18 protein-coding genes are annotated in these 23,547 nt (G+C 51.0%); 7 read left to right on the forward strand and 11 right to left on the reverse strand.

Going from position 1 to position 23,547, the window contains the following annotated elements; genetic code table 11:
* Positions 1 to 26: 26 nt before the first annotated feature.
* The 7 genes from parC to nudF are packed head-to-tail and all read right to left on the reverse strand — an operon-like array spanning position 27 to position 8,111.
* Positions 27 to 2,315: a DNA topoisomerase IV subunit A gene (parC, locus tag LHL18_RS15860; protein ID WP_226767783.1), complete on the reverse strand. Its 2,289-nt coding sequence runs from the start codon at positions 2,313 to 2,315 to the stop codon at positions 27 to 29.
* A gap of 3 nt (positions 2,316 to 2,318) precedes the next feature.
* A complete protein-coding gene (locus tag LHL18_RS15865; protein ID WP_226767784.1) occupies positions 2,319 to 3,725 on the reverse strand; it encodes a tetratricopeptide repeat protein in 1,407 nt (468 codons plus the stop codon).
* A 29-nt stretch (positions 3,726 to 3,754) separates the two neighbouring features.
* Positions 3,755 to 5,650, reverse strand: coding sequence for a DNA topoisomerase IV subunit B (gene parE, locus LHL18_RS15870; RefSeq protein WP_226767785.1), 1,896 nt, complete (start codon positions 5,648 to 5,650; stop codon positions 3,755 to 3,757).
* A 35-nt stretch (positions 5,651 to 5,685) separates the two neighbouring features.
* The gene (locus LHL18_RS15875) at positions 5,686 to 6,258 is read right to left on the reverse strand and encodes a YqiA/YcfP family alpha/beta fold hydrolase (protein WP_226767786.1); all 573 of its coding nucleotides are present in this window, start codon (positions 6,256 to 6,258) and stop codon (positions 5,686 to 5,688) included.
* A 20-nt stretch (positions 6,259 to 6,278) separates the two neighbouring features.
* Positions 6,279 to 7,034, reverse strand: coding sequence for a metallophosphoesterase family protein (locus LHL18_RS15880; protein ID WP_226767787.1), 756 nt, complete (start codon positions 7,032 to 7,034; stop codon positions 6,279 to 6,281).
* On the reverse strand, positions 7,034 to 7,474 hold the full coding sequence (locus LHL18_RS15885) for a DUF1249 domain-containing protein (RefSeq protein ID WP_206109693.1): 441 nt from the start codon (positions 7,472 to 7,474) through the stop codon (positions 7,034 to 7,036). The genes LHL18_RS15880 and LHL18_RS15885 overlap by 1 nt, the downstream gene beginning before the upstream one ends.
* Before the next feature lies 1 nt (position 7,475).
* Complete coding sequence (nudF, locus tag LHL18_RS15890) at positions 7,476 to 8,111, reverse strand: ADP-ribose diphosphatase (RefSeq protein WP_226767788.1); 636 nt, start codon at positions 8,109 to 8,111, stop codon at positions 7,476 to 7,478.
* Positions 8,112 to 8,230: 119 nt separating this feature from the next.
* On the opposite strand from nudF, the gene tolC reads away from it, so the two are divergent.
* The 3 genes from tolC to LHL18_RS15905 all read left to right on the forward strand — a co-directional run bounded on the left by tolC (position 8,231) and on the right by LHL18_RS15905 (position 11,225).
* On the forward strand, positions 8,231 to 9,592 hold the full coding sequence (tolC, locus tag LHL18_RS15895; protein ID WP_226767789.1) for an outer membrane channel protein TolC: 1,362 nt from the start codon (positions 8,231 to 8,233) through the stop codon (positions 9,590 to 9,592).
* Between the two features lie 108 nt (positions 9,593 to 9,700).
* A complete protein-coding gene (gene lpxL / locus LHL18_RS15900) occupies positions 9,701 to 10,624 on the forward strand; it encodes an LpxL/LpxP family Kdo(2)-lipid IV(A) lauroyl/palmitoleoyl acyltransferase (RefSeq protein WP_226767790.1) in 924 nt (307 codons plus the stop codon).
* A 13-nt stretch (positions 10,625 to 10,637) separates the two neighbouring features.
* The gene (locus LHL18_RS15905) at positions 10,638 to 11,225 is read left to right on the forward strand and encodes a TcpQ domain-containing protein (RefSeq protein WP_226767791.1); all 588 of its coding nucleotides are present in this window, start codon (positions 10,638 to 10,640) and stop codon (positions 11,223 to 11,225) included.
* A gap of 6 nt (positions 11,226 to 11,231) precedes the next feature.
* On the opposite strand, the gene glnE is transcribed toward LHL18_RS15905, so the two are convergent.
* Together glnE and LHL18_RS15915 are read right to left on the reverse strand one after the other, a co-directional pair.
* Positions 11,232 to 14,051: a bifunctional [glutamate--ammonia ligase]-adenylyl-L-tyrosine phosphorylase/[glutamate--ammonia-ligase] adenylyltransferase gene (gene glnE / locus LHL18_RS15910; protein WP_226767792.1), complete on the reverse strand. Its 2,820-nt coding sequence runs from the start codon at positions 14,049 to 14,051 to the stop codon at positions 11,232 to 11,234.
* A gap of 13 nt (positions 14,052 to 14,064) precedes the next feature.
* Positions 14,065 to 14,967, reverse strand: a complete 903-nt coding sequence (locus LHL18_RS15915) for a CYTH domain-containing protein (RefSeq protein ID WP_226767793.1) — start codon at positions 14,965 to 14,967, stop codon at positions 14,065 to 14,067.
* Between the two features lie 133 nt (positions 14,968 to 15,100).
* Between LHL18_RS15915 and LHL18_RS15920 the strand changes: the two genes are divergently transcribed.
* Positions 15,101 to 15,706, forward strand: a complete 606-nt coding sequence (locus tag LHL18_RS15920; protein ID WP_226767794.1) for a TIGR04211 family SH3 domain-containing protein — start codon at positions 15,101 to 15,103, stop codon at positions 15,704 to 15,706.
* Between the two features lie 24 nt (positions 15,707 to 15,730).
* Here LHL18_RS15920 and LHL18_RS15925 read toward each other — a convergent pair whose 3' ends face one another.
* Positions 15,731 to 16,237: an Lrp/AsnC ligand binding domain-containing protein gene (locus tag LHL18_RS15925; protein ID WP_134059162.1), complete on the reverse strand. Its 507-nt coding sequence runs from the start codon at positions 16,235 to 16,237 to the stop codon at positions 15,731 to 15,733.
* A 132-nt stretch (positions 16,238 to 16,369) separates the two neighbouring features.
* Here LHL18_RS15925 and putA point away from each other — a divergent pair, with 132 nt between their 5' ends.
* The 3 genes from putA (at position 16,370) to LHL18_RS15940 (ending at position 22,746) form a co-directional block, all read left to right on the forward strand.
* Complete coding sequence (putA, locus tag LHL18_RS15930; RefSeq protein WP_226767795.1) at positions 16,370 to 20,146, forward strand: bifunctional proline dehydrogenase/L-glutamate gamma-semialdehyde dehydrogenase PutA; 3,777 nt, start codon at positions 16,370 to 16,372, stop codon at positions 20,144 to 20,146.
* 165 nt (positions 20,147 to 20,311) lie between these two features.
* Positions 20,312 to 21,439, forward strand: coding sequence for an HD-GYP domain-containing protein (locus LHL18_RS15935; RefSeq protein ID WP_226767796.1), 1,128 nt, complete (start codon positions 20,312 to 20,314; stop codon positions 21,437 to 21,439).
* A gap of 89 nt (positions 21,440 to 21,528) precedes the next feature.
* On the forward strand, positions 21,529 to 22,746 hold the full coding sequence (locus LHL18_RS15940; RefSeq protein ID WP_226767797.1) for an HD-GYP domain-containing protein: 1,218 nt from the start codon (positions 21,529 to 21,531) through the stop codon (positions 22,744 to 22,746).
* On the opposite strand, the gene LHL18_RS15945 is transcribed toward LHL18_RS15940, so the two are convergent.
* Complete coding sequence (locus tag LHL18_RS15945; protein WP_226767798.1) at positions 22,743 to 23,543, reverse strand: general secretion pathway protein GspB; 801 nt, start codon at positions 23,541 to 23,543, stop codon at positions 22,743 to 22,745. The two genes, LHL18_RS15940 and LHL18_RS15945, sit on opposite strands and share 4 nt — an antisense overlap.
* Positions 23,544 to 23,547 lie beyond the last annotated feature (4 nt).

A 23,547-nucleotide genomic window follows, 5' to 3' on the forward strand; every position in this document is an offset into this window, starting at 1 on the left:
TGAAAAAGGCGCCTAGTATAGCGGCTTTATTCGCTGCTGCTGGTTTGATCACTGCTAGTATCATTACCCAGACTAACCTGCACTTCATCAATTCGCTGCAGACCGCGTGGCAGCTTATTGCCGCGCCGGCCGCGCTCGCCATGATAATGCGCCAGATCGTCCGCTTTCAGCCCCAGCTTGCGCTTGCCAGCCACCAACGTTACGCTGCCGTCAGCCGGTACTATCGCCAGCTGACAAACATATTCTTCCCGACTGGCAGCGCGGGCAGAAGGAATCGACATCAGTTTATTGCCTTTACCTTTGCTGAGCTTAGGTAAATCCGCCACCGGAAACACCAGCATGCGGCCTTCATTAGAAATACACAGTACCAAATCGGTATCCGGTTGTTTCACTACCACAGGCGGTAATACTTTTGCGCCTACCGGCAAACTCAGCACGGCTTTACCGGCCTTGTTGCGGCTGAGTAAATCACTGTATTCGGCAACAAAGCCATAGCCGGCGTCACTGGCCAGCAGCAGGGCTTGTTTGTCATCACCCAGCAGCACATGCTCAAAGCTCTCACCGGCAACCATAGCAAAACGGCCGCTTAAGGGCTCGCCCTGGCCGCGGGCAGACGGCAGCTCATGCGCTTCGGTGGCAAAACTACGGCCTGATGAATCAATAAATACTGCTTGTTGGTTTGAACGGCCACTGGCCATGGCTTTAAAGGCATCACCGGCTTTGTAACTTAACGCATTACCATCAACATCGTGGCCTTTGGCACAGCGCACCCAGCCTTTTTCGGACAGCACCACAGTAACCGCCTCGCTTGGCAACAGCTCTTTTTCACTCAGCGCTTTGGCTTCGCCGCGCACCACTATCGGGCTACGTCTGTCATCACCATATTTCTCCGCGTCAGAGAGCAGCTCATCACGGATAAGTTTGGTCAGCTTTTTCTCTGAGCCAAGGATCGCCTGTAACTTATCACGCTCTTTTGCCAGCTCGTCCTGCTCGCCGCGGATTTTCATCTCTTCCAGCTTGGCTAAATGGCGTAATTTCAGCTCCAGAATGGCTTCGGCCTGGCGTTCGGTAATGCCAAAGAATGACACTAACTCAGGTTTGGGCTCATCAAAAGTGCGGATAATACGGATCACATCATCAATGTTCAGAAAAGCTATTAATAAACCTTCCAATACATGCAACCGGTCCAGTACCTTGTCTAATCGGTATTGCAAGCGGCGGCGCACTGTATCGCGGCGGAAGGTCAGCCATTCGCTCAGGATTTCCAGCAGGTTTTTTACCCGCGGCCGGTTATCCAACCCAAGTATATTGATATTAACCCGGTAGCTTTTCTCCAGATCCGTGGTCGCAAACAGATGCTGCATCAGCTGTTCAACGTCAATGCGGTTTGAACGCGGTACGATAACAATCCGGGTCGGGTTTTCATGATCCGACTCATCACGTAAATCACTGACCATAGGCAGCTTTTTCGCCTGCATCTGGGCAGCAATCTGTTCCAGCACTTTGGCACCCGATGTTTGATGCGGCAAAGCGGTAATGACAATATCGCCATCTTCCTGCTGGTAAATAGCGCGCATTTTTACGCTGCCACGGCCGGTTTCGTAGATAGCGGCTAAGTCGGCTGCCGGGCTGATGATTTCGGCATCAGTCGGGTAGTCAGGTCCTTTTACGTACTGCATTAAATCCGTCACTGTACTGTGCGGATTGTCCAGCAGGGCGGCGCAGGCATGTGCCACTTCACGCGCGTTATGTGGCGGAATATCGGTTGCCATCCCCACCGCAATACCGGTAATGCCGTTGAGCAGAATATGCGGTAAGCGTGCTGGCAGCACTTTGGGCTCTTCCAGCGTACCATCGAAATTCGGCAGCCAGTCGGTGGTACCGGAGCCCAGTTCAGACAGCAGTACTTCAGAAAAACGCGACAGCTTGGCTTCGGTATAACGCATTGCCGCAAACGATTTCGGGTCGTCCGGTGCACCCCAGTTGCCCTGACCGTCGACCAGCGGGTACCGGTAAGAAAATGGCTGAGCCATCAGCACCATAGCTTCGTAACATGCCGAATCGCCATGCGGGTGGAATTTACCTAACACATCACCGACTGTACGCGCCGACTTTTTGTACTTTGCCAGATGTGACAAACCAAGCTCAGACATCGCATACACGATACGCCGCTGCACCGGCTTTAATCCGTCACCAATATGCGGTAAAGCCCTGTCCATAATGACGTACATAGAGTAATTAAGGTACGCCTCTTCAGTAAAACGCCGCAGCGGAAGCTGCTCTACACCGTCATACGAAATTACTGTTTCTGTCATAACTTATCCTGTCTGGCCGGACACTTCTGCCCCGGTCGCTATAGATTTAGATTTTTTGCGGGTCAGCTGCCATAACAGCAGGATCAGCAACACCAATGTGCTACACCCCAGCACCGCCAGCCACAAAAACTGTACCTGCCGGTCACGCTCTGCTTCTTTCAGTCGCAAAGCTTTAAGTTCATTATCCTGCTCCAGCAGGCGGTTCTGCTGCAGCTGCCGTTCATGATCAAAGCCAAGCCGCAGTTGTTCCAGTGCCAGCTCATTCTCTTTATCGCGCACATCCTGAAACAGGAAAACAAAATCGGTTAACTGCTGATAAGCCCGCTGATACTCACCTTGCTCAGCCAATAACTGGGCTTTTAAGTACCAGACATTAAGGCGGGTTGGGCTATCTTCAGCGACACTTTCATCCGTCAGCGCCTGCTCAGCCAGCACCACTTGCTGCATTGCCAGCGAGCTTTGATTCAGCTTCTGATAAATAAGTGCCTTTTCATAGTGATGCGTCGAAATATGCGAGGTGGATTGTAACTGAGGTAAATACTGCTCGGCTTTATCGATGTAAGACAAGGCTGCGTCGCCGTTGCCACTGTCGCTGCTGGTAATAGCCAGCCCCAGATAGGCATGGTACAGGTTCACCTTATCATCAGCCTGCAGGCTTTTTTGCAGCATTTGATTATAGGTTTGCAACGACAGCTGATACTGCTCCAGATAGCTATAAGTGCGTGCCAGATTAAACAACACCGTGATCTGATTTTTTTGCCAGCCCAGTTGTTCGTACTGCTTTAGCGCTTCATTTAGCAGGCCAATCGCATCCTGTTCAAACGCAAGTGAGGCGTACAACAACCCGAGTTCAGCATTTATTTCTGCCAGCAGTTCAGCATCTTTCAGCGGCTGAGCACGTTGATATGTATCTTTGAGTAACAGTAATGCCTGCTGTTCTTTATTTTGCGCACTGAGTAATGCAGCATGATTAATCTGCCCCAACAAAACATGCTTTTCATCATCAAGCAAAGTGGCCAGTTCCATCCCTTGCTGATAGTGCTGCATTGCCTGTTGATATTGTGTTTGCATTTCCAGCGCAAAACCCAGCTGATACAGCAGATCAACTTTTAACAGCGAGGGCTCTTTCCCGAGCAGAGCCAGCCCCCGCTCTGCGGCTTCCAGCTGTTCCTGATGCCGTCCCAGAGCCTTCATCAGCGCGGCCTGCTGATAGTACCAGTTTGCCTGTACCTCTGGCGTCAGGTTTGCCAGCTCAGAGCGATGCTGCTGCAGCAACTGCAACATTTGCTCAGGTTGTTGGTGTTTTTGCTCATCAACCTGCGCCAGCCAATCTGGCAGCGTAGTTGCAACAGCAGCCTGACTCAACAGCATGCCGGTACAAAACATAATTGCTGATAAATGTTTGTTCACAGTCTGACGCCTTGTGCTGAGTGCTGTTGTTAAACCGTAAGGGCCGCTTTGTCGCCTTTTTGCTCCAGCCATTCGCGACGGTCTGTCGAGCGCTTTTTCGCCAGCAACATATCCATGATTTCCATGGTTTGTGTTACGTCATCTATCGTCAGTTGCACTAAACGCCGGGTGTTAGGATCCATAGTGGTTTCACGCAGTTGCAACGGGTTCATCTCGCCCAAACCTTTAAAACGCTGCACATTTACTTTGCCGCGTTTTTTCTCTGCTTCTATCCGGTCCAAAATGCCATTTTTTTCATCCTCATCCAGCGCGTAATACACCTCTTTGCCGATATCAATGCGGTATAAAGGCGGCATGGCGACATAAACATGCCCCGCCTCAACCAGATTACGGAAATGGCGCATAAACAAGGCGCATAACAAGGTGGCAATGTGCAGACCATCTGAGTCAGCATCCGCCAGAATACAGATTTTACCGTAGCGCAGTGCGGTCAAATCGTCACTGTCCGGGTCCATACCGATGGCGACAGAAATATCATGCACCTCCTGTGACGCCAGAATTTGGCCAGACTCCACTTCCCAGGTATTCAAAATCTTACCGCGTAGTGGCATAACAGCTTGAAACTCGCGGTCGCGCGCCTGCTTGGCACTACCACCTGCCGAGTCACCTTCTACCAGAAACAGTTCAGTCTGGTTTAAATCCTGTGATGAACAGTCCGCCAGCTTGCCAGGCAAGGCCGGGCCTGAGGTCACCTTTTTACGTACGACTTTTTTGGCCGCTTTTAGGCGCTTTTGCGCGTTGTTAATACAAAAGTCTGCCAGGCTTTCTGCAATATCGGTGTGCTCGTTCAGCCATAAACTAAACGCATCTTTAACGATACCGGACACAAACGCGGCTGACTGACGCGATGACAAGCGCTCTTTGGTCTGGCCGGCAAATTGTGGATCCTGCATTTTTAGCGACAGGATATAAGCACAGCGGTCCCAGATATCTTCTGCTGACAGCTTGATGCCACGTGGCAACAGGTTACGGAATTCACAAAATTCACGCAGCGCCTCCAGTAAGCCCTGGCGCAATCCATTGACATGAGTACCGCCCTGAGCCGTTGGGATCAGGTTGACATAGCTTTCGGTCACCAACTCGCCGCCCTCTGGCAGCCATAACAATGCCCATTCCACAGCTTCAGTGCTGGCACTGAAACTGCCGACAAATGGCTTCTCCGGCAGGCAAACATAATCTTTAACTGACTCGGCCAGATAATCTTTAATACCAGCCTGATAGCACCACTGGTACTGCTGCTGGTTTACTTTGTCATCGAAACTGACGGTCAGCCCCGGGCACAATACAGCTTTGGCTTTTAATACATGCAGCAGGCGGCTGACCGAGAATTTGGCTGAATCGAAGTAAGATGCTGTTGGCCAGAACCGTACCCGGGTACCGGTATTGCGTTTACCCACAGTGCCGGTGATGCTCAGCTCTGACACTTTATTGCCATGCTCAAACGCCATTTCATACACATTACCGTCGCGGCGCACGGTGACATCAACGCGGCTCGACAAGGCGTTAACCACCGAAATACCGACGCCGTGTAAACCACCGGAGAACTGGTAGTTTTTATTGGAGAACTTACCGCCGGCGTGCAAACGACAGAAAATCAGCTCTACGCCGGTAACGCCCTCTTCCGGATGAATATCTACCGGCATACCACGGCCGTTATCGATTACTTCAAGTGACTGATCATCATGCAAAATAACCTGTACTGCATCGGCATGCCCTGCCAGCGCTTCATCGACGCTGTTGTCGATAACTTCTTGCCCCAAATGGTTTGGCCGGCTGGTATCGGTATACATTCCGGGGCGACGCTGCACGGGCTCAAGCCCGGTCAGCACTTCAATCGAATCGGCATTGTATTGTTGTGATGTCATAGTCTCGGTCACTGGCTGATAGGATTAAGCGCGTTTTACGCAAGTTGGCAAAAGTTGGCAATAGCGTCCAGTTCATTGGCATAGCCAACGTAACTGTGATCACCACCTTCGCTCAGTTTTATGGTTGCACCTTTATAGTATTCAAGCGCAAGACGGTAATCTAACACTTCATCGCCGCTTTGCAACAACAGCAAGTAATTCTCAGGTTTTTGCAACGTTATTGGCATCATCTGCTGCAACTGGCTCATTTGCGCACTGGTGACATCATAATGTTGCTGCAATACCGGGTGATAATAGCGGCCAAGGTGTTTATCTAATACCGTATGCGGTGCCACGGCCGGGTTAATCAAACAAGCCCGGCATTCAATTTGCTCAGCAATACAGGTAGCCAGAAAGCCGCCCAATGAACTGCCTATCAGCGCAACATTACGCTGCTGCCCGATGTGTTGTTTGATAAGAGTAAGCGCTGCTGCTGGCTCATACGGCAGATCCAGCGCGACATAGTCAATATGTGGATAATGCTGTTGAAAATAAGCCGTAGTCTGCTGCGCTTTATCTGACAGCGACGAGCTGGCAAAACCATGTAAATAAAGTATTTTACTGTTCATATTTTGTATTACTACCATTATTACAAGCGGCGAAACTGCCAGCTTACTTCACCGTCGGCACTAAAATGCCAATCACACCACTGTGGCCCCGCATTTACCGTTTGCCACTGTGCTGAGGGTAAAAACTGTACTGAGCTTGCCGGACAGCCGACTATATTAATGCCCTGCTCCAACCGCTGGTAGGCATAATGAGCATGGCCGTGTGCAATTCCCCTGATCTGAGGGTGTGCTTTTATGCTATACCAAAGCGCAGCCTGATCCTGCTGACCGTGTTTATCGATAAAACAATTAAGCGGCACAGGGTGATGATGGCAAAACAGCCAGATATTAGCTTGCGTGCTATCACGGCATTGCTGCGCTAACCATTGCTGCTGTGCCTTGGGAAATACACCGGCCGGCGTTGCACCTTTAGTATTTAACAATACCAGCTGCCAGCCCTGTAATTGCAGGCTCTGATCTATACGAAAAGGAGGAGCAACACACAGCTGCTTTAGCATGGTTTCATCATCATGATTACCCGGCGTTATAAATACCGGGCAATTTAATCCCTGCATAAGCTCAGCCAGCAGGCTGTATGACGCTTCGCTGTGATCCTGTGTTAAATCGCCGGTTAAAATTACCGCATCAGGCAGCTCTGTTTGCAACTGCCGGATTATCGCAGCCAGATGCTTTGCAGGTTGCACCTGCTGATAGTAACCGTCTGCACTTTGTAATAAGTGGCAATCGGTGATCTGCACCAGACGGTAAGCGTTTTTCGGGCTGAACACGTACTGCATTAACCGAACACCAGCTCCCGGTTAATGTAACCCTGACCAGCACAGAGTTTCAGCCAGTCACGCAGTAACATGTTGATTTGCCTTTTTTCATCCGGTAACAACATATCCAGATTGGGATAATCGTAGCGAGCCTTAAAACGGCTGATATGCTGGCAAGCCAGCACTTCGGCCACCTGTGCATCATGATACAACCGCACGACAAAATGCGGCCGGAAAAAATGTTGCTGCTCATCCAGCAGTTCGATCTGCAGCGTAGTGGTAAAACGGGCCACCTCACTGACACTGATACAATAGCGATGCTGCGCAGAAACCTGAATGACCGTTGATTGCCCCTGACGGGTATCGTCAGACAAATAGCGGTTCAACTGCGCGTAATTACGTTCACACAGTGCGAGAAAATCCGGTAATTGTGGTACATATTTACGGCGTTTAAACCACACTTCAGGCTCCCCAGGCGTGTTTGACTTTATCCAGATTAAGAGCCAGCCATTGCAGTGCAATGACACTGGCGGCGTTATCGATTTTTTGCTGTTCCAGCAGTTGCATCGCCACAGTACGGGGCACCAGATGCACTTTAATATCTTCCTGTTCATCAGCCAAACCGAAGATCCCCTGCTGCACCGGCGCGGTAAGCTGGCCTAAAAACAGTTGGATCCGTTCAGTTGTACCGCCCGGGCTAGATAAGTAGCTAAGCATAGGCCAAAGTTCGCCCATTGTTAACCCGGCTTCTTCCTGCGCTTCACGCCGTGCGACCTGCTCAGCACTTTCGCCTGACTCTATCATGCCGGCTATCGCCTCCAGCAACCATGGGCTTTGTCCGCCGCTACTGGCGCCGACTCTGAACTGTTCAATCAGCACCAGCTCATCGGTATTAGCGTTATAAGGTAACACGACAACAGCGTGGCCACGTTCAAATACTTCGCGCTTTACCGTGCCACTCCAGCCACCATTGAACAGCTTATGCCGCAATGTATATTGTTCTAAGCGGAAAAAACCCTGAAAAACCGTGCTTTTGTCGAGAATCTCCAGATCCTGCGGCCCAAATGAAGGATACTGACTGATATTGTATTTAGACATAACTGCACTCACATTCTGTTACACTCTTGCGTGCAACTTTACCGTTTAATGATTACGAAGTTTACCGTAACAGAGTATTATTCGTGCAGTTTCCTTTTATCTGACCAGGATTGGTAGAAATGAAAAAGACCTTAATCAGTACCTTGTTAGCATCTTCTTTCGGTTTGTTCAGCCTGCAGATTGCTGCAGCGGACCTGCAGGAAATATATCAGTTAGCCACACAAAAAGATCCGCAGCTGTTAAAAGCGATAGCCACGCGCGACTCAGCGCGCGAAGCGATTGATGTTAGTAAAGCCAGTTTATTACCGCAGGTAAATTTAACCGCGGGCTACAGCAAAACTATGGCTGAACGCTCGCAACCGCTCGAGTCAGGCGACCTGATTATTATCGATACCGAAGGGTCAGGTTGGGATGCCCAGGTTAGCTTATCGCAATCACTTTTCGACTGGACTAACTGGGAAAACCTGAATACAGCTGAAAAACGCGCCTTACAAAGCCAGACCAATCTGGACGCTGCCTCGCAAGAGCTGATTGTCCGTGTGTCGCAAGCCTATTTTAATGTGTTAAAAGCAGTAGATGATTTAGGTTTTGCCGAAGCAGAAAAACGCTCTATCGAGCGCCAATTAGAGCAAACCAAACAGCGCTTTGCCGTAGGTTTAACGGCGATTACCGATGTGCATGAAGCCCAGGCGCAGTTTGACAGTGCCGTTGCCCGTGAAATCACCGCGCAAAACGCGCTGGAAACTGCCCGTGAAGCACTACGTGAAATTACCGGCCAGTATCATGCTGAACTGGCAACGCTAAATACAGATAAGTTTTCTACCCAAACACCTTCACCGGCCAGTGCTGACGAGTGGGTTAAACTGGCGGAAGAGAAAAACCTGAGCCTGAAGGCAAACAAACTGGCGCTGGAAATTGCGCAGAATGATATTGATATCGCCAGAGCCGGGCATTACCCAACGGTATCGCTGGATGCTTCCTATGGTACATCAGATACAAAATCTGATGTCACAGTAGGTGGCGAAACCACAACCACAGACTTACCGCGCTTGGATAGCAAATCAATAGGTCTTAACCTGCGTGTGCCGCTATACAGTGGTGGTGCTACCACTGCTCGCACCGCTGTAGCCCGTGCAAATTATGTTGCCGCAGCGCAGGATCTGGAATTAAGCTACCGCACCGCAGTACGCCAGGTTCGCAGCTCTTTTAACGATATTAATGCCAATATTGCAACGATCCGGGCACTTGAACAGGCTGTTATTTCTGCTGAAAGTGCGTTAAATGCCACTGAAGCCGGTTTTGAAGTCGGCACCCGTACCATTGTTGATGTGCTGCTGAGTACCCGTAACCTGTTTGAAGCACGCCGCAACTTATCCGGTGCCCGCTACAACTACGTTATTGCTATTCTGGCGCTGAAACAGGCAGCCGGTAACCTGTCGGAACAGGATCTGACGGGCATTAACCAGGCCCTGACTAACTAATCTGCGTTAAGGTTCACCGCATCTGCGGTGAACCTCTTACCAGTTTCTGCTATCTCCCCCGCCATTTTTCGCTACAATAGCGCTTTCATTTTTTGCTGAGGATATCGCGTGGTTCAGGCTCCGCAGTTTAGCTGGCGCTTTTTGTTGCCGAATTATTGGTTGTTATGGCTTGGCGCAGCGTTGCTTTATCTCATCAGTTGGCTGCCTTATAGCGTGCTGATGACTTTAGGAGCGGGCTTTGGCCGCTTGCTATACAAAGTACTGAAATCACGCCGCAAAGTAGCGCAGCGTAATATTGAGCTGTGTTTTCCTGATATGCCTGCTGCCGAGCAAACCGCTCTGGTAAAACGCAACTTTGAAGAAACCGGCCGGGCGCTGTTTGATACGGTAATTGGCTGGTGGTGGCCCACCTGGCGGATCAGGAAACTGGCTCATTTTAAAGGCTATCAGCATATTGAACAGGCACTGGCTGCAGGCAAAGGTGTATTACTGCTGGCACCGCATGTTCTGCACCTGGAGGGCGTGTGCCGTGCTTTTGGTCTGACTCACCCCAGCGTCGGCTTTTACCGGCCGCACAACAACCCACTACTGGACTATCTGACCTACCATGGCCGTAGTAAAAGCAATAAATATATGATTGGTAAGCGTGACGTGAAAGGGCTTATCCGCGCACTGAACCAGCAGGAAGTGTGCTTTTACCTGCCCGATCAGGATTACGGCCGCAATAAAGCTGAATTTGTACCATTTTTTGCCGTAAAAGATACCGCAACTACTACCGGTACCTTATTATTTGCAAACGCTGCCAATTGTGATGTGATACCGGTTATCACTAGGCGCTTGCCAGGCAGCCAAGGCTACGAAATTGAAGTTCAACCCAAACTTGCACCTTTTCCGACCGGCGATGTGAAAGCCGACGTCACCCGGGTGAATCAATGGGTAGAGCAAGTTGTGTTGCGGGCGCCGGAGCAATATATGTGGCTTCACCGCCGTTTTAAAACCAGGCCCGATGAAAATGCGCCGTCTTTGTATTAAAGGAGTCTGATAAATGTGGTTCTGGGTCCGTAACCTGAGTTTATTGGTCATTTTGGGGGCCTTTGCCTATGCCATTTTCACCAAGCCGGATTTTCTGATCCGTAAAGATTCTGCCAACATCGCAGCTGAGGGTTTCAGTGATTTTTACTCAAAAATCCGCGGCTCTATTGCCGACGGTGCAAAAGAGTTGTCAAAGTTCAAGATCTCGCTGCCTGACACCAGTGATCGTTTAACCCAGCAGCTGCAGCAACGCGCTAATGTCGTGGTGCCGGGTGAAGCAAACTGGCGCGGCCAGGTAACTGACCGCCGGTTTCGTGAAGGCGATACGATAAAAACCAAACTGACCGAGTATTCTCAGGCAGAAGGCATAGCCCTGTTCTGGACCTTACCGCGCGACTATGTGGTAAAGCAGTATTTTCAAACCGACACAACGCTGATTGAGACGATCTATGAAGTTGCAGTGGCGATAGCACCGGATTTTGAATCACCGGTAGTGGCGTATTACTGTCCGCGTGAACGGGCGGCAGTAATCACTGACAAAGCCAATGACCATCTGCAAAAGAACTGTATGACGGCTGATACTCAGCCGAAACAGCAATAGTGACTGTTACATTGCTGCTGTTACGTCAAACAGTTGTCGCCACACTTGTTCTACCTGCCATTTAGCCTGTTGCAGCCGATCATCGGGTGGCAAGGTCGCCGGCGCCAGCGTCTGGCGGTGCCCGGCGCCACGTAACAGCTGATAGGTCTGCTGCAACTGAATACTTTGCTCAGAGCTGAGTAAGCCTGCTGCGGCGGCAGCTTCAAGAATACGGATATTGTCGCTGTACTGGTACAGGCTGGCATGTTCGGCGCTATAGGCCAGCACCAGATACTGGCTGATAAATTCCAGATCAACAATACCACCAACGCTGTGTTTGGGATCGTCAGCCATACCGCTATGATGCTGGCGCAGTTTATCACGCATCGTCGTGACATCCTGGCGTAAGCTGCCAAGTACACGGGGCTGACTTAAAATCTGCTGACGGATACGGAGAAAATGCTGCTGCAGGTCCATGCTGCCATATATCGCCCTCGCCCGCACTAACGCCTGATGTTCCCAGGTCCAGGCTTCCTGTTGCAGGTACTGGCCATAAGTTTCAATATGGATTGCCAATAACCCCGAGTTACCGGATGGCCTTAGTCTGGTATCGATATCGTACAATACGCCACTGTTGGTGCGGGTGGTACAAAGATGCAGTACCCGCTGCACCAGTTTCAGATAGAACTGCTTAGAATCTATGGCCTTATCGCCGGAGGTTGCCTCCTGGCTGTCACAGTTATGCACAAACACCAGGTCCAGATCAGAGCCATAACCCAGTTCCAACCCACCAAGCTTGCCATAAGCAATTACCGCAACACCTTTGTTATCATTACTGGCGCCGGCTGGTAAGCCATAACGCTCGGTCATTTGCTGCCAGGCCAGCTCTACTACCTGCGCTACTATGGCTTCAGCCAACCAGGTTAAATGGTCGCTAACTTTCATCAACGGCAACACACCGCTGATATCCGCCGCCGCTATACGTAGTTGCTGCGCCTGTTTGTACTGGCGCAGTGTCTCCATTAACAGTTCCAAATCATCTGACGGTACCCGCAGCATTTGCTGGCGCAGACGGTCGCGATAATCAGCAGCCGTTGACACCTGATACAACTGCGCCGGGTCGATTAGCTCATCCAGTAGCATCGGATAACGCGCCAGATGCTCGGCCAGCCAGCCGCTTTGATTACACAGCAATACCAGCTGTTGCAAGGCCGCAGCGTTTTCAAACAGCAGCTCCAGATAAGCGGTACGGGTGACGATTTGGCGAAACACCCCCAATACCCGACTCAGCACACTGGGCAACGCCTGCTGTTGTTGCAACATATGTAACAACAGCGGAATAAGCTTGGCCAGAAAATCGCGGCCACGCGGGCCAACACTGCGTTTTTGGCAATCTTGTTTGAATTGCTGCAGCTGGTCAATTAGCTCGGTAGCCTGCTCCAGGCTAAGCCAGTCAAGCTGCGCAGCAAGCTCAGATGATGCCTGCTCACTGTCCCAAATCAGTTTACCCAGCGTGATTTCCTGTTGGTCCGGCTCTTCACCGTTATCAATCACCAATTTGAATTGCTGGTGCACCCGGGCCATAGCGGCATCCACCTGTTGTTGTAACTGCTGCCAGTTGTCAAAGCCTACCGATGCCAACAGCTGCGCCTTTGACAAATCATCCTGCGGCAATGTCTGAGTCTGCTTGTCGTCTATGCCTTGTAAAGCCTGCTCAATGCGGCGCAGTAGTAAATAGTCCTGCCGCAGTTCACTGACCTGCTCTGCCGTCAGAATGTTTTCGTCCGCCATTACCTGCAGTGCTTTGAGCAGTGATGGCTGCTGCATGGCGGGAATGCGCCCACCGCGGATCAGTTGCAATGTCTGCACAATAAATTCAACTTCGCGGATGCCGCCGATGCCAAGTTTAATATTGTCGCGCCGGTTCAGACGGCGATTCTCCTGCTCAATCTGCTGTTTCATCCGCCGCAATGATTCAATGGCAGAGAAATCAATATAGCGCCGGTAAATAAAGGGCCGTAGCAGTTTAGTCAGCTCTGCGCTGTGAACGCCGTCGGGGTTTAGTACCCGCGCTTTTAGCATGGCGTAACGCTCCCACTCCCGGCCTTGTTCCTGATAATAGTCTTCCATTGCGGCAAAACTCAGCACCAGGGGGCCACTATCACCAAAAGGGCGCAGCCGCATATCGACGCGGTACACAAAGCCATCGGCGGTAACCTGATGCAATGCCGCGATCAGCTTCTGGCCGAGTTTGGTAAAAAACTGCTGATGCTCACAGCTTCGGCGTCCGCCCTGGGTTTCGCCGTTGCCCGGATAGGTAAAAATCAAGTCGATGTCCGAAGAGAAATTCAGCTCACCACCACCGAGCTTCCCCATACCCAGAATAAGCAGTGGCATTGGCTTTCCCTGGTTGTCCAGCGGCATGCCCCACTGTGCTGACATCTGCTGATAGGTCCATTGATAGGCCGCATTGATGGTCAGATCTGCTACTTGTGACACCTGCAGCAGGCTCTCCGTAATATCCTGCAGCTGCAAAATATCTGCCGCCAGGATGCGACACAATTGAGCATTGCGGTACTGACGTAGCTTTGTAAAAGCAGCCGGCTCGTCAAGGGCATCCAGCTGTGGCGGTATATTGTTGTTAAGCTGCAACGCCGCAATAAGCGCCGGGCTGTCGCTAAACTCTGCCAGCAGTTGAGGTTGTTGTAACAAAGTGCGGGCAATAAAGTTGCTGCCGCTGAATAATACTGCCAGTTGCCGCTGCGCGGCTTCACTGACAGCAGTTAAGTCAAACCGGCTGAGTACCTGCTTTAGATAACTGGAAAGTGCAGCACTTTGCTCGCTCATTAGGGACTCCCGCTCAGGCATGTTGATACAGATACTGCGACAGGCTCAGCAGTAATAAGTTGTACTCCTGCAACGCAAATACCGGTTGGTTGGCTGCAAGTTGTTGCGCCAAAGCTGATGCGGTAACACTAAGCTGTTGCAGTTGCCCAAGCTTCCTGGTCGCAGATGCGATAGCACCCAGGGTCTTTGCCGCAATGCCGAGCGCCAGCGGATCCCGTTGTTGCAAATAGCAGGCCTCGGCTTGCTGCAGCGCTTTGACCTGCGCCAGTAAAGAATCGCCAATGTCTGTGGGTAATTTTAGCCTAGTATCAAACGCCAGCTGATAACCCCGTGCAGCCTTACTTAACCAACCGGTTTGCAGCGGTAGTAGCTGAATAAGCTGGCTTGCCAGAACAAAAAGCTGCTGCGGATCGCCCGTCAGTAATTCAAGCTCCAGCTCAGCAATCGGCTGCGTTTTACCTTTCGCAACCACCTGCCCCTGATCGTAAACCAGATCGACTTCTGTGCCATCAGCACACCGCAACTGCCAGCTGCTCCTGTTAAAGTCAGTACGGAACAGCTCAGTAAGTTCTGCCTGCAGCTTGCCAACATCGGCATTTTCCGGCCAGATATGGCTTGGAAACGACACCAACTGTGGTATTACCGACGCGCAAGGCTCGTTATACTCCGGCCGCATCTGCATAGCACCATGCTGGGTGCCTGCCAGTTTAATGGTTTGCTCATAGTGCCCTTTCTTTAGACGGCTACGCAGCCCCATGTCATGCTGGCGAAACCAGTTTGTGCTGGTATCAAAATAAGCGTTCAGCAGATCTGCCTGCTCATAGTGGCTAATTTGGCCCAGTTGCGTCAGGCTGGCCTGTAATTGCGGTAAATATGCCGGAGCCAGTAAAAACTTCAGCTCAAGTTCAGTACTCATCTGCTACTCTGTCTGCTATGGTGTGTCCGGCACAGGCCGCCACCGTTTTAAACCTTGTCAATTGCCGCGCAACTCCCTATCATCCAAGGTGTTGGCTGCAAAGCTGTTTTATAAAAATAAGCTCAGGATACCTATGTTCAGATTAATTAAAAGCTCCCTGCTGGTATTATTTTCAGCATGTTGGTTAGCCTATTGCGGTTCAGCCGCCGCCCAGACAGAAAGCAAGCCAGCCTTTATCAGCGACGCCTTATTTGTTTACCTGCATTCAGGCCCAAGTAATCAGTACCGGATTGTCGGTACTATTAACGCCGGCCAAAGTGTCACTTATCTTGGGGAAGATGCCGAGACCGGCTATGCGCAAATTCAGTATGAAGATAACAAAACCGGTTGGTTGCCAAAAGAGCATGTCACCTTTAGCCCGGGTTTGGTTTCACAACTGGAGCAGTTAAAAGCCGAGTATGCCGATCACAATGAGAAAATTATGGCACTGGAGCAGCAGCGTGATGAGTTAAACAGCCAGTTGAATCAGGCTGTGGCGGAACGTCAGACGGCGCAGGAACAACTGGAGCAAGCAAACCGGGCCTATGAGCAGCTAACAGTACAGCTAGAAAACACCCAAAGCTCGATCTGGGAAAAACCCATGGTACTGGGTTCTCTGATTTTACTGGCTGGCCTGCTGTTTGGCCTTATTTTACCGCTGATCCTGCCGAAAAAACGTAATAACGAACGCTGGATGTAACAACTGCAACGCCGGTTTTAATGATCAGCCCGCTGCCGGCGGGCTGTCTGCCGGTTTCAGTGGCAAGCCGCGGTCATTCTTCACCTGCTCTATCACTACATAAGTATGTGTTTGCGCCACGCCCGGCAAATCGACTATCAGCGCCAGTATGTCGCGGTAAGCATCCATATTAGGCAGCCGCAGTTTCAACAGGTAATCAAAACCGCCCGCCACCATGTGACATTCAGCCACCTGAGGGATCTGCACTACCGCATCGCGAAACTTATCAAATACCTCGCTGGTGGTTCTGTCCAGCGTAACCTGAATAAAGGCAGCAGTACCAAAGCCAAGCTTAGCCGCGTTTAGCCGCGCGCCAAAGCCGTCGATATAGCCTTCTTTTTCCAGCCGCTTAACCCTGTCGATACAAGGGCTGGCGCTTAAATTAACCTTTTTTGCCAGATCAACATTGGCAATGCGGCCGTCGCGCTGCAGCGTGTCCAGAATACTGATATCAATCCGGTCCAGCGCTTTACTTTTTACAGGTGTATTCATATCAGTAATTTTTCTGGTTTATGTTAATTCTGCCAGAATTATATAGGGTTAAACGGCAAAAATAACCACCCTATGCTGCAGACTTTTCACTAAAATGCCGCATTCTCAAATCTTGTCAGGAAGCTATCTGCCATGCTGTATAACGGTTCCCTGGTTGCCACTCAACCGCTGCGTCAAACTATTCGTGATTTCTATCGTGCCGATGAAGATAAGGTATTGGATTACCTGCTACCGCTGGCCGATATTGGTGTTAATGCCCGCAGCCGGGCCTGGGAGCGTGCGCGCCAGCTAGTACTGACGATCCGTCAGGCGCAGGTAGGTAAAGGTGGTGTAGATGCGCTGCTAAATGAATTCTCGCTGTCAACCGAAGAAGGCCTGGTGCTGATGTGTCTGGCCGAGGCCCTGCTTAGGGTACCTGATAAAACCACTGCCGACCGCCTGATCCGCGACAAGTTATCACAGGGCGACTGGAGCTCTCACCTGGGTAACAGTAGCTCGATTTTCGTTAATGCTTCGGCCTGGGGTTTATTGTTAACCGGTAAGCTGGTGAACTACTCTGATGAACAAAAGAAACAACAGTTTGGTCTGTTAAAACGTACCTGTGGCCGCTTGGGCGAACCCGTGATCCGCCAGGCAGTGCGCTATGCGATGCAAATTATGGGCGCGCAGTTTGTTATGGGCACCACTATCGGCGCCGCACTGGAGCGCGCCGCTGACATGGAAGCCAAAGGCTTTCGTTACTCTTATGACATGTTGGGCGAAGGCGCCCGCACGATGGCCGATGCAGAGCGTTACTTTGACAGTTATATGCGCGCTATCGATACCATAGGTAAAGCCGCGAATGGCCGCGGCCCGTTTAACAGCCCGGGCATCTCGGTGAAACTATCTGCCATTCATCCACGCTATGAATTTAGCCACCGTGACCGTGTTATCGACGAGCTTATTCCGAAAGTCAAACAGCTGGCGTTAGCAGCCAAAGCCTACGATATCGGTTTTACCATTGATGCCGAAGAAGCCGACCGGCTGGATATTTCACTGGATATTATTGAAGCTGTGTTCAGCGATCCGGCACTGGATGGCTGGGAAGGCTTTGGCCTGGCCGTGCAGGCTTATCAGAAACGCGGCATTCATGTTATTGAATGGCTGCGCGATTTAACGGTTAAAGTAGGCCGTAAAATGATGGTGCGTCTGGTAAAAGGTGCTTACTGGGATACCGAAATCAAGCTGAGCCAGCTTGAGGGTTTCAGTGACTTCCCGGTATTCAGCCGTAAGCCGTCAACCGATGTGTCGTATCAGGCCTGTGCGAAGAAAATGCTTAGCTACCGCGACAGTATTTACCCGCAATTTGCTACGCACAATGCTTACACCGTTGCCACCATTATGGAAATGACCAAAGACTACACCGGCTTTGAGTTCCAGCGCCTGCACGGTATGGGCGATGCGCTGTACGATGAAATTGTAATAAAAGACAAGATCCCATGCCGCATTTATGCGCCGGTGGGAGAGCATTCTGATCTGTTAGCGTATCTGGTACGCCGGTTACTGGAAAATGGCGCCAACAGTTCATTCGTAAATAACATTGTCGATGAAACTATTCCGGTTGAATCACTACTGAGTGACCCGGTTGAAACGGTACGCGGCTGGACGAAGAAGCGCAACCGCCAGATCCCGCTGCCGGCAGATCTTTATGGCAGCGAGCGTAAAAATTCTAACGGCCTGGATTTAACCGATATAGACCAGTTGGAGCCAGTAAAAGCAGCAATGACACAATGGTTTGACAGCGTTAAAGACATTGCTGTGCAGCCGGATGCCGTACCGGTAACCAACCCAGCTAATCTGGATGAAATGATTGGTTATCTGCAATATGCCGATAAAGACAAGATGCAGCAGATCCTGGCCAATGCCGATGCCGCTTTTGCCAGTTGGTCAGCAACGGATGTCGCCGAGCGTGCTGCATTACTGCGCCGCATTGGTGATGCACTGGAAACGCACCGTAACGAGCTACTGGCACTGTGTGTAAAAGAAGCCGGTAAAACGTTGGGCGACAGCGTAGCTGAAGTGCGCGAAGCGATAGATTTCTGCCGCTACTATGCTGCCCGTGCTGAAGAATTGCTTGCACAGCCACAACAGGCCCGTGGCGTGTTTTTATGTATCAGCCCGTGGAACTTCCCGCTGGCCATTTTCTTAGGCCAGGTAGCCGCTGCAATTCTCGCCGGTAACACCGTGGTAGCCAAACCGGCAGAGCAAACCAGTTTAATTGCCATCCGTACTGTTGAAATTATGCGTCAGTGCGGCATGCCAGAGCATGTCGTGCAATTAGTTATCGCACCGGGCCGTCAGGTCGGCGAGCATATCGTGCCAGACAGCCGTATTCAGGGTGTGATGTTTACCGGCTCAACCGAAACCGGCTGCTGGATTGCACGTAAACTGGCAGAACGCGGCGGTGAGCCGGTGCCGCTAATTGCTGAAACCGGCGGCCAGAACTGTATGATTGTCGACTCTACTGCCCTGCCTGAGCAGGTGGTAGACGATGTGATTTCATCAGGCTTCCAAAGTGCCGGCCAGCGCTGCTCTGCACTGCGCGTATTGTTCCTGCAGGAAGACGTGGCAGATAAAATTATTACCATGTTAAAAGGCGCCATGGCTCAGTTGCATGTCGGCGATCCTCAGTGGCTCAGTACAGACTTGGGCCCGGTGATTGACGCCAAAGCCCACGAGCGCTTAAGCAGCCATGTGCAGTATCTGAGTGATAAAGCGACCTTACATTATGAATGCAAGATCCCAGCAGGTGACCGGCATTATTTCTTTGCACCACGCCTGTACGAGATTGCTGATTTAACCGTGCTGGAACGGGAAGTGTTCGGCCCTGTGGTACATATCATCCGCTTTAAAGCAGATGATCTGGATAATATTATCAATCAGATCAATGCCACAGGCTATGGCCTGACAATGGGCGTACACAGCCGGATCGAACAGTTTACCCGCCGTATAGCCCGCGATATTAAAGCCGGCAATATCTACGTTAACCGTAATATGATCGGTGCTGTCGTTGGCGTGCAGCCATTTGGTGGCCGCGGTTTATCAGGCACCGGTCCTAAAGCAGGTGGCCCACTGTATCTGACACGGTTAGTTAAAGACAATCCGGATGTTAGCTGTGCAGCATTGGATGACGCCAAGCGCCATCGCCTGCTGAGCGAGACAACCAGCAGCGCAGTGGCCTATGCTATGCCAGCAGCTATCAGTGCGCAGCAGCAATGGGCATTACAGTCGATAAACCAACGCACCTCTGTGCTGCGTCAGTTTATGGCTTCACTGGCAGCCAATACCGTGGTGAACAAACAGGAGCCGGATTTAGATCAAATCTTAACCCTGGCCCAGCAAAAACTGGCACGGGTAGAGCGCGAACTGCAAAAGCCTATCGCTTTGCCCGGCCCTACCGGTGAGAGCAATGTGCTGGTGCTGGATCCGCGTGGTGTGCTGGCGCTGGTACGCGATGAATCCGCGGCATTCAGCCACTGGTTACTGGCCATTATTACCGCGCTGGCAGCAGGTAACGCTGTCGTTACAGCGGTAGAAGATGCCGACATGGCCGAAGCGGAAGCCTGCATTAAGGCACTGCAACAAGCTGGCATGCCACAACATTTGGTGTCTGTGGTGCGGCTGGACTGCCTGACAACTCTGCTGGCGCATCAGGATCTGGCAGGGGCGATGATTGATGTGAGCAGTGCAGTAAAACCTTTATGCGCCGAGCTGTTGGCAGCGCGTGAAGGCGCGATACTGCCACTGATCACCGCACCGGCAGGGCCGCAACTGCTGCACCGTCTGGTGACAGAAAAAACCATCACCATTAACACCACAGCAGCTGGCGGTAATGCGTCACTGATGACAATGGCTGACAATATCGGCTGATAACGCCGCTTATGTCATGATAAAGCCCGCTGTTGCGGGCTTTATGCTATGGTATATACCGTGCTATCGCAGTATTATGACAAATTATCTCGTTGTTAATTTATAGTTAAGCCGGTTCAGATATACTACGCGGCTGATTGTGAAGTGGGCAGGGTTGGGCGGAAGATGGCATATCAGGAAGTACACATAGCCGATTTACAGCCAGGCAGCTATGTGGTTCAGGTGTTACAGCAAACCGGCGATGTCATCGTCAAACATGCCGGCTGGGTGCGCACACCCGCAGCTATAGAGCAACTGCGCCGCAAGGGCGTACAGGTTGTTCTGACCGACCCGGAAAAAAGACTCGAAGAGGCTAAAGCCACCCCGGCTGCAGAACCAGCCAATACTGATGACGAACACAGCACCAGAGCGTTGTTCAACGACGAGTGGCCAAAAGCAGAGAAGGCGTTGGTGCAAACGCAAAAAGTTCAGCGCCAGATGCTCGATGCAGTGCGTCACAACAATATGATTGACCTGACACTGGTGCATGAAGTCAGTGCCGGCCTTGCCGATTCTATAGCACGTAATCAGGATGTATTACTGTGTCTAAACCGCATTGCTGAGCAAAGTGACAGCCTTTTACAGCACAGCATCAGTTGTGCTGTCTATATGGCGGCCTTTGCCCGCCATCTGAATATGCCGACACACAAAGTGCAGTCACTGATCACCGCTGCATTGCTGCATGATATCGGCAAAGCGCTGAATCCCGACTATTTGCAGGCAGAAGACTATATGGCTATTCCGGCCAGCCTGAATGCGCTGCAAAAAACAGCTAACCTGGCGGGTGAAATCTCGTTATGGATTAGCCAGCATTGTGCGCATCTTGATGGCAGTGGTTCACCAAAGATCAGTGCCGGTCAGATAGAAAAAGGCAGCCGGATGCTGGCTATTGTCAACAATTACGAAAAACTGACCTCACCACAACATAGCAAGCTGGGCCCGTTGGCGGCTTCCCGCTTGCTGCTTGAACGCACCCCGCACAAACTGGATGTCGAGTTATTACAGCTGTTTATAAAGTGTATTGGTATCTATCCGCCCGGGTCTGTCGTCAAACTAACCAGCGGAAAACTGGCTTTGGTACTGGAGAACAGTGCGAAAAAACCCCTGCTGCCCAAAGTGAAGGTGTTTTACCACAGTGTGCACCAGCATCACCTGCCTGCCCGCATACTGGACCTGTCCCGCCAACAGGAAGAGCAAATCGACAGCTGCGTCGATTTGAAGAAATACGGCCTGGATGTGCGCAACTACATCTAAATTTTACCGTTAGCTAATATAAGCTGCTTGAATAAGCATAAAGGCCGCTCTAAGATGTTAACACTTGCCTGAGTGGAAACGAACAGTAGTTGAAAACAATTAATATAGCGCAGTTAGCTAGCGGTATGTATGTGGTAAATGCGCAAACATCTTCTGGTAAGGCACTAAAAATACAGGGATTAATATCCAACCCAGCCCAGATTGAATTGTTACGCAGTAAAGGTGTAACACAGCTTAGCATCGACCCTGCCAAGCAGCAGCCCACCGAACTGGAAGCCGATGACAGCGGCCAGTTTAATATGGCAGCCACCGCAGTAGATTCGCCATCGCTGTCCGCCCGTCAGAGTATGAAGAAGCTCAGCATGGCGCAGGAAATCAAGAAAGCCAAAGCCCTGTATTCAGAAGCAAAATCACTGCAAAAACGCGCTTTTGCTGATATAACCAATGGTAAAGCGATTAACGTCGCCGATTTTCGCCGCTGCGCCGAAGGCTTTATTGATTCGGTATTCCGTAATCAGGATGCACTGTTATGCATCAGCCGGATGCGCGAGAAAGATGCTTACCTGCTTGAACACTCGGTCAATGTATCCATTCTGATGACTATTTTTGCCAAGTACCTGAAATTGGACGAGCCGACGATTGAAGAGCTGGCCACAGGTGCGTTACTGCATGATATCGGCAAAATCAAAGTACCGGATGCGATTCTAAATAAGCCGGGCCGCTTAACGGATGACGAGTTTGTCGTTATGCGCCAGCATGTTGAGTTTAGCCGCGATATTCTGCAGCAAACTGAAGGTATCTCGCCAATCAGCCTGGATGTGGCGGCGAATCATCACGAGCGCATGGATGGCAGAGGCTATCCGGCAGGCCTGCAACAAGAGCAGATATCGTTACATGCCCGCATGATCGCAATAGTCGATACTTATGATGCCATTACCGCCCAGCGCGTGTACAAAAGTGGCCAAAGCTGTGTCAGGGCCCTGAAAATACTGCGTGCCGACAGCCCGGCGCATTTTGACCTGGAGCTGGTAAAGCAATTTATTGCCGCCATTGGCATGTATCCACCGGGCACGTTAGTGCTGATGGACAGCGAAAAGTTGGCGTTGGTGCTGGAGAACAACCCTAACAGCCTGACCTGCCCTGTGGTGAAGGTGTTTTACCATACCAAACGGCGCTGTTATCTGCCGCCGCTGACGGTCGATTTGGCTAACCCGAAATGCGATGATGCAATAAAGTCTGCGGTCGATGCCGCAGACTATGGTATTGATCTGAAAAAGTTTTTTAATGAATTTATCATGCAGGTTTAGTCAGGCCAGCCTGACAGTGCCGTCATACTAAACAGCTGATTACCGTATTGCAGCAGTACAAACTGCGGCGTAATTTCTTTAATGCGGATATCGGCCGTCACCCACTGCCCTTCCTGCAGTGTTTTGCCATTTACTTTTACCCAGCGCTGGCTTGGCGTAGTGGCATAAACATGGGCATCAAACCGTAAGGCTGGTATTTGTTGGCGTAAGCTTATATCCAACTCACTGACATCAACCGCAGGGGCATCATTAGTGCGCCTGGCCGGGCTGCGGCTACTTTGCTCTGTTGCTTTTAATGCCGAAGCAAATTTGTCACGCAGTTCAGATGACACTTCAACCGGTTCAGGTTCAACTGCTACTTCTTTTGTCACTGTTACCGGTTGTGGTTCAGCTGCGGCACTACCGGCAGTCATGGTTTTGACCGGCGGCGGTGAGCTAAATTCTTCACTGACGGGTTGTGGCGGTGGCGATACCACCTGACCCAAGGCTGTGCCTATCTGTGCCGGACTGGTGCTGGCAGCAATATTAGTCGTCTGCGTACCAGCATTTTGGGCAGCATCTTTTGCCTGTAGTGCCTGTAAAATAGCATCAGCTTTAGCAGGCTCAGCTGCAGGTTGTGCAGCAGCTGGCGGCGCCTGCCGCAGCAAGGGAGTCAGTAAGTAGGCAGCAACAGCACCGGTTAACAGTGCCAGTAACAACGCTAATACCAACGCTAACTTGCGCCAGTAAGTGCTGGTTTTGTCAGGTACAGGAGCTGAATGATGCTGCTGTTTTAATGCAGCCATTAAAATAGACATAACC

It is taken from the genome of Rheinheimera aquimaris, from assembly GCF_020531985.1.
GTDB lineage: Bacteria > Pseudomonadota > Gammaproteobacteria > Enterobacterales > Alteromonadaceae > Alishewanella > Alishewanella aquimaris.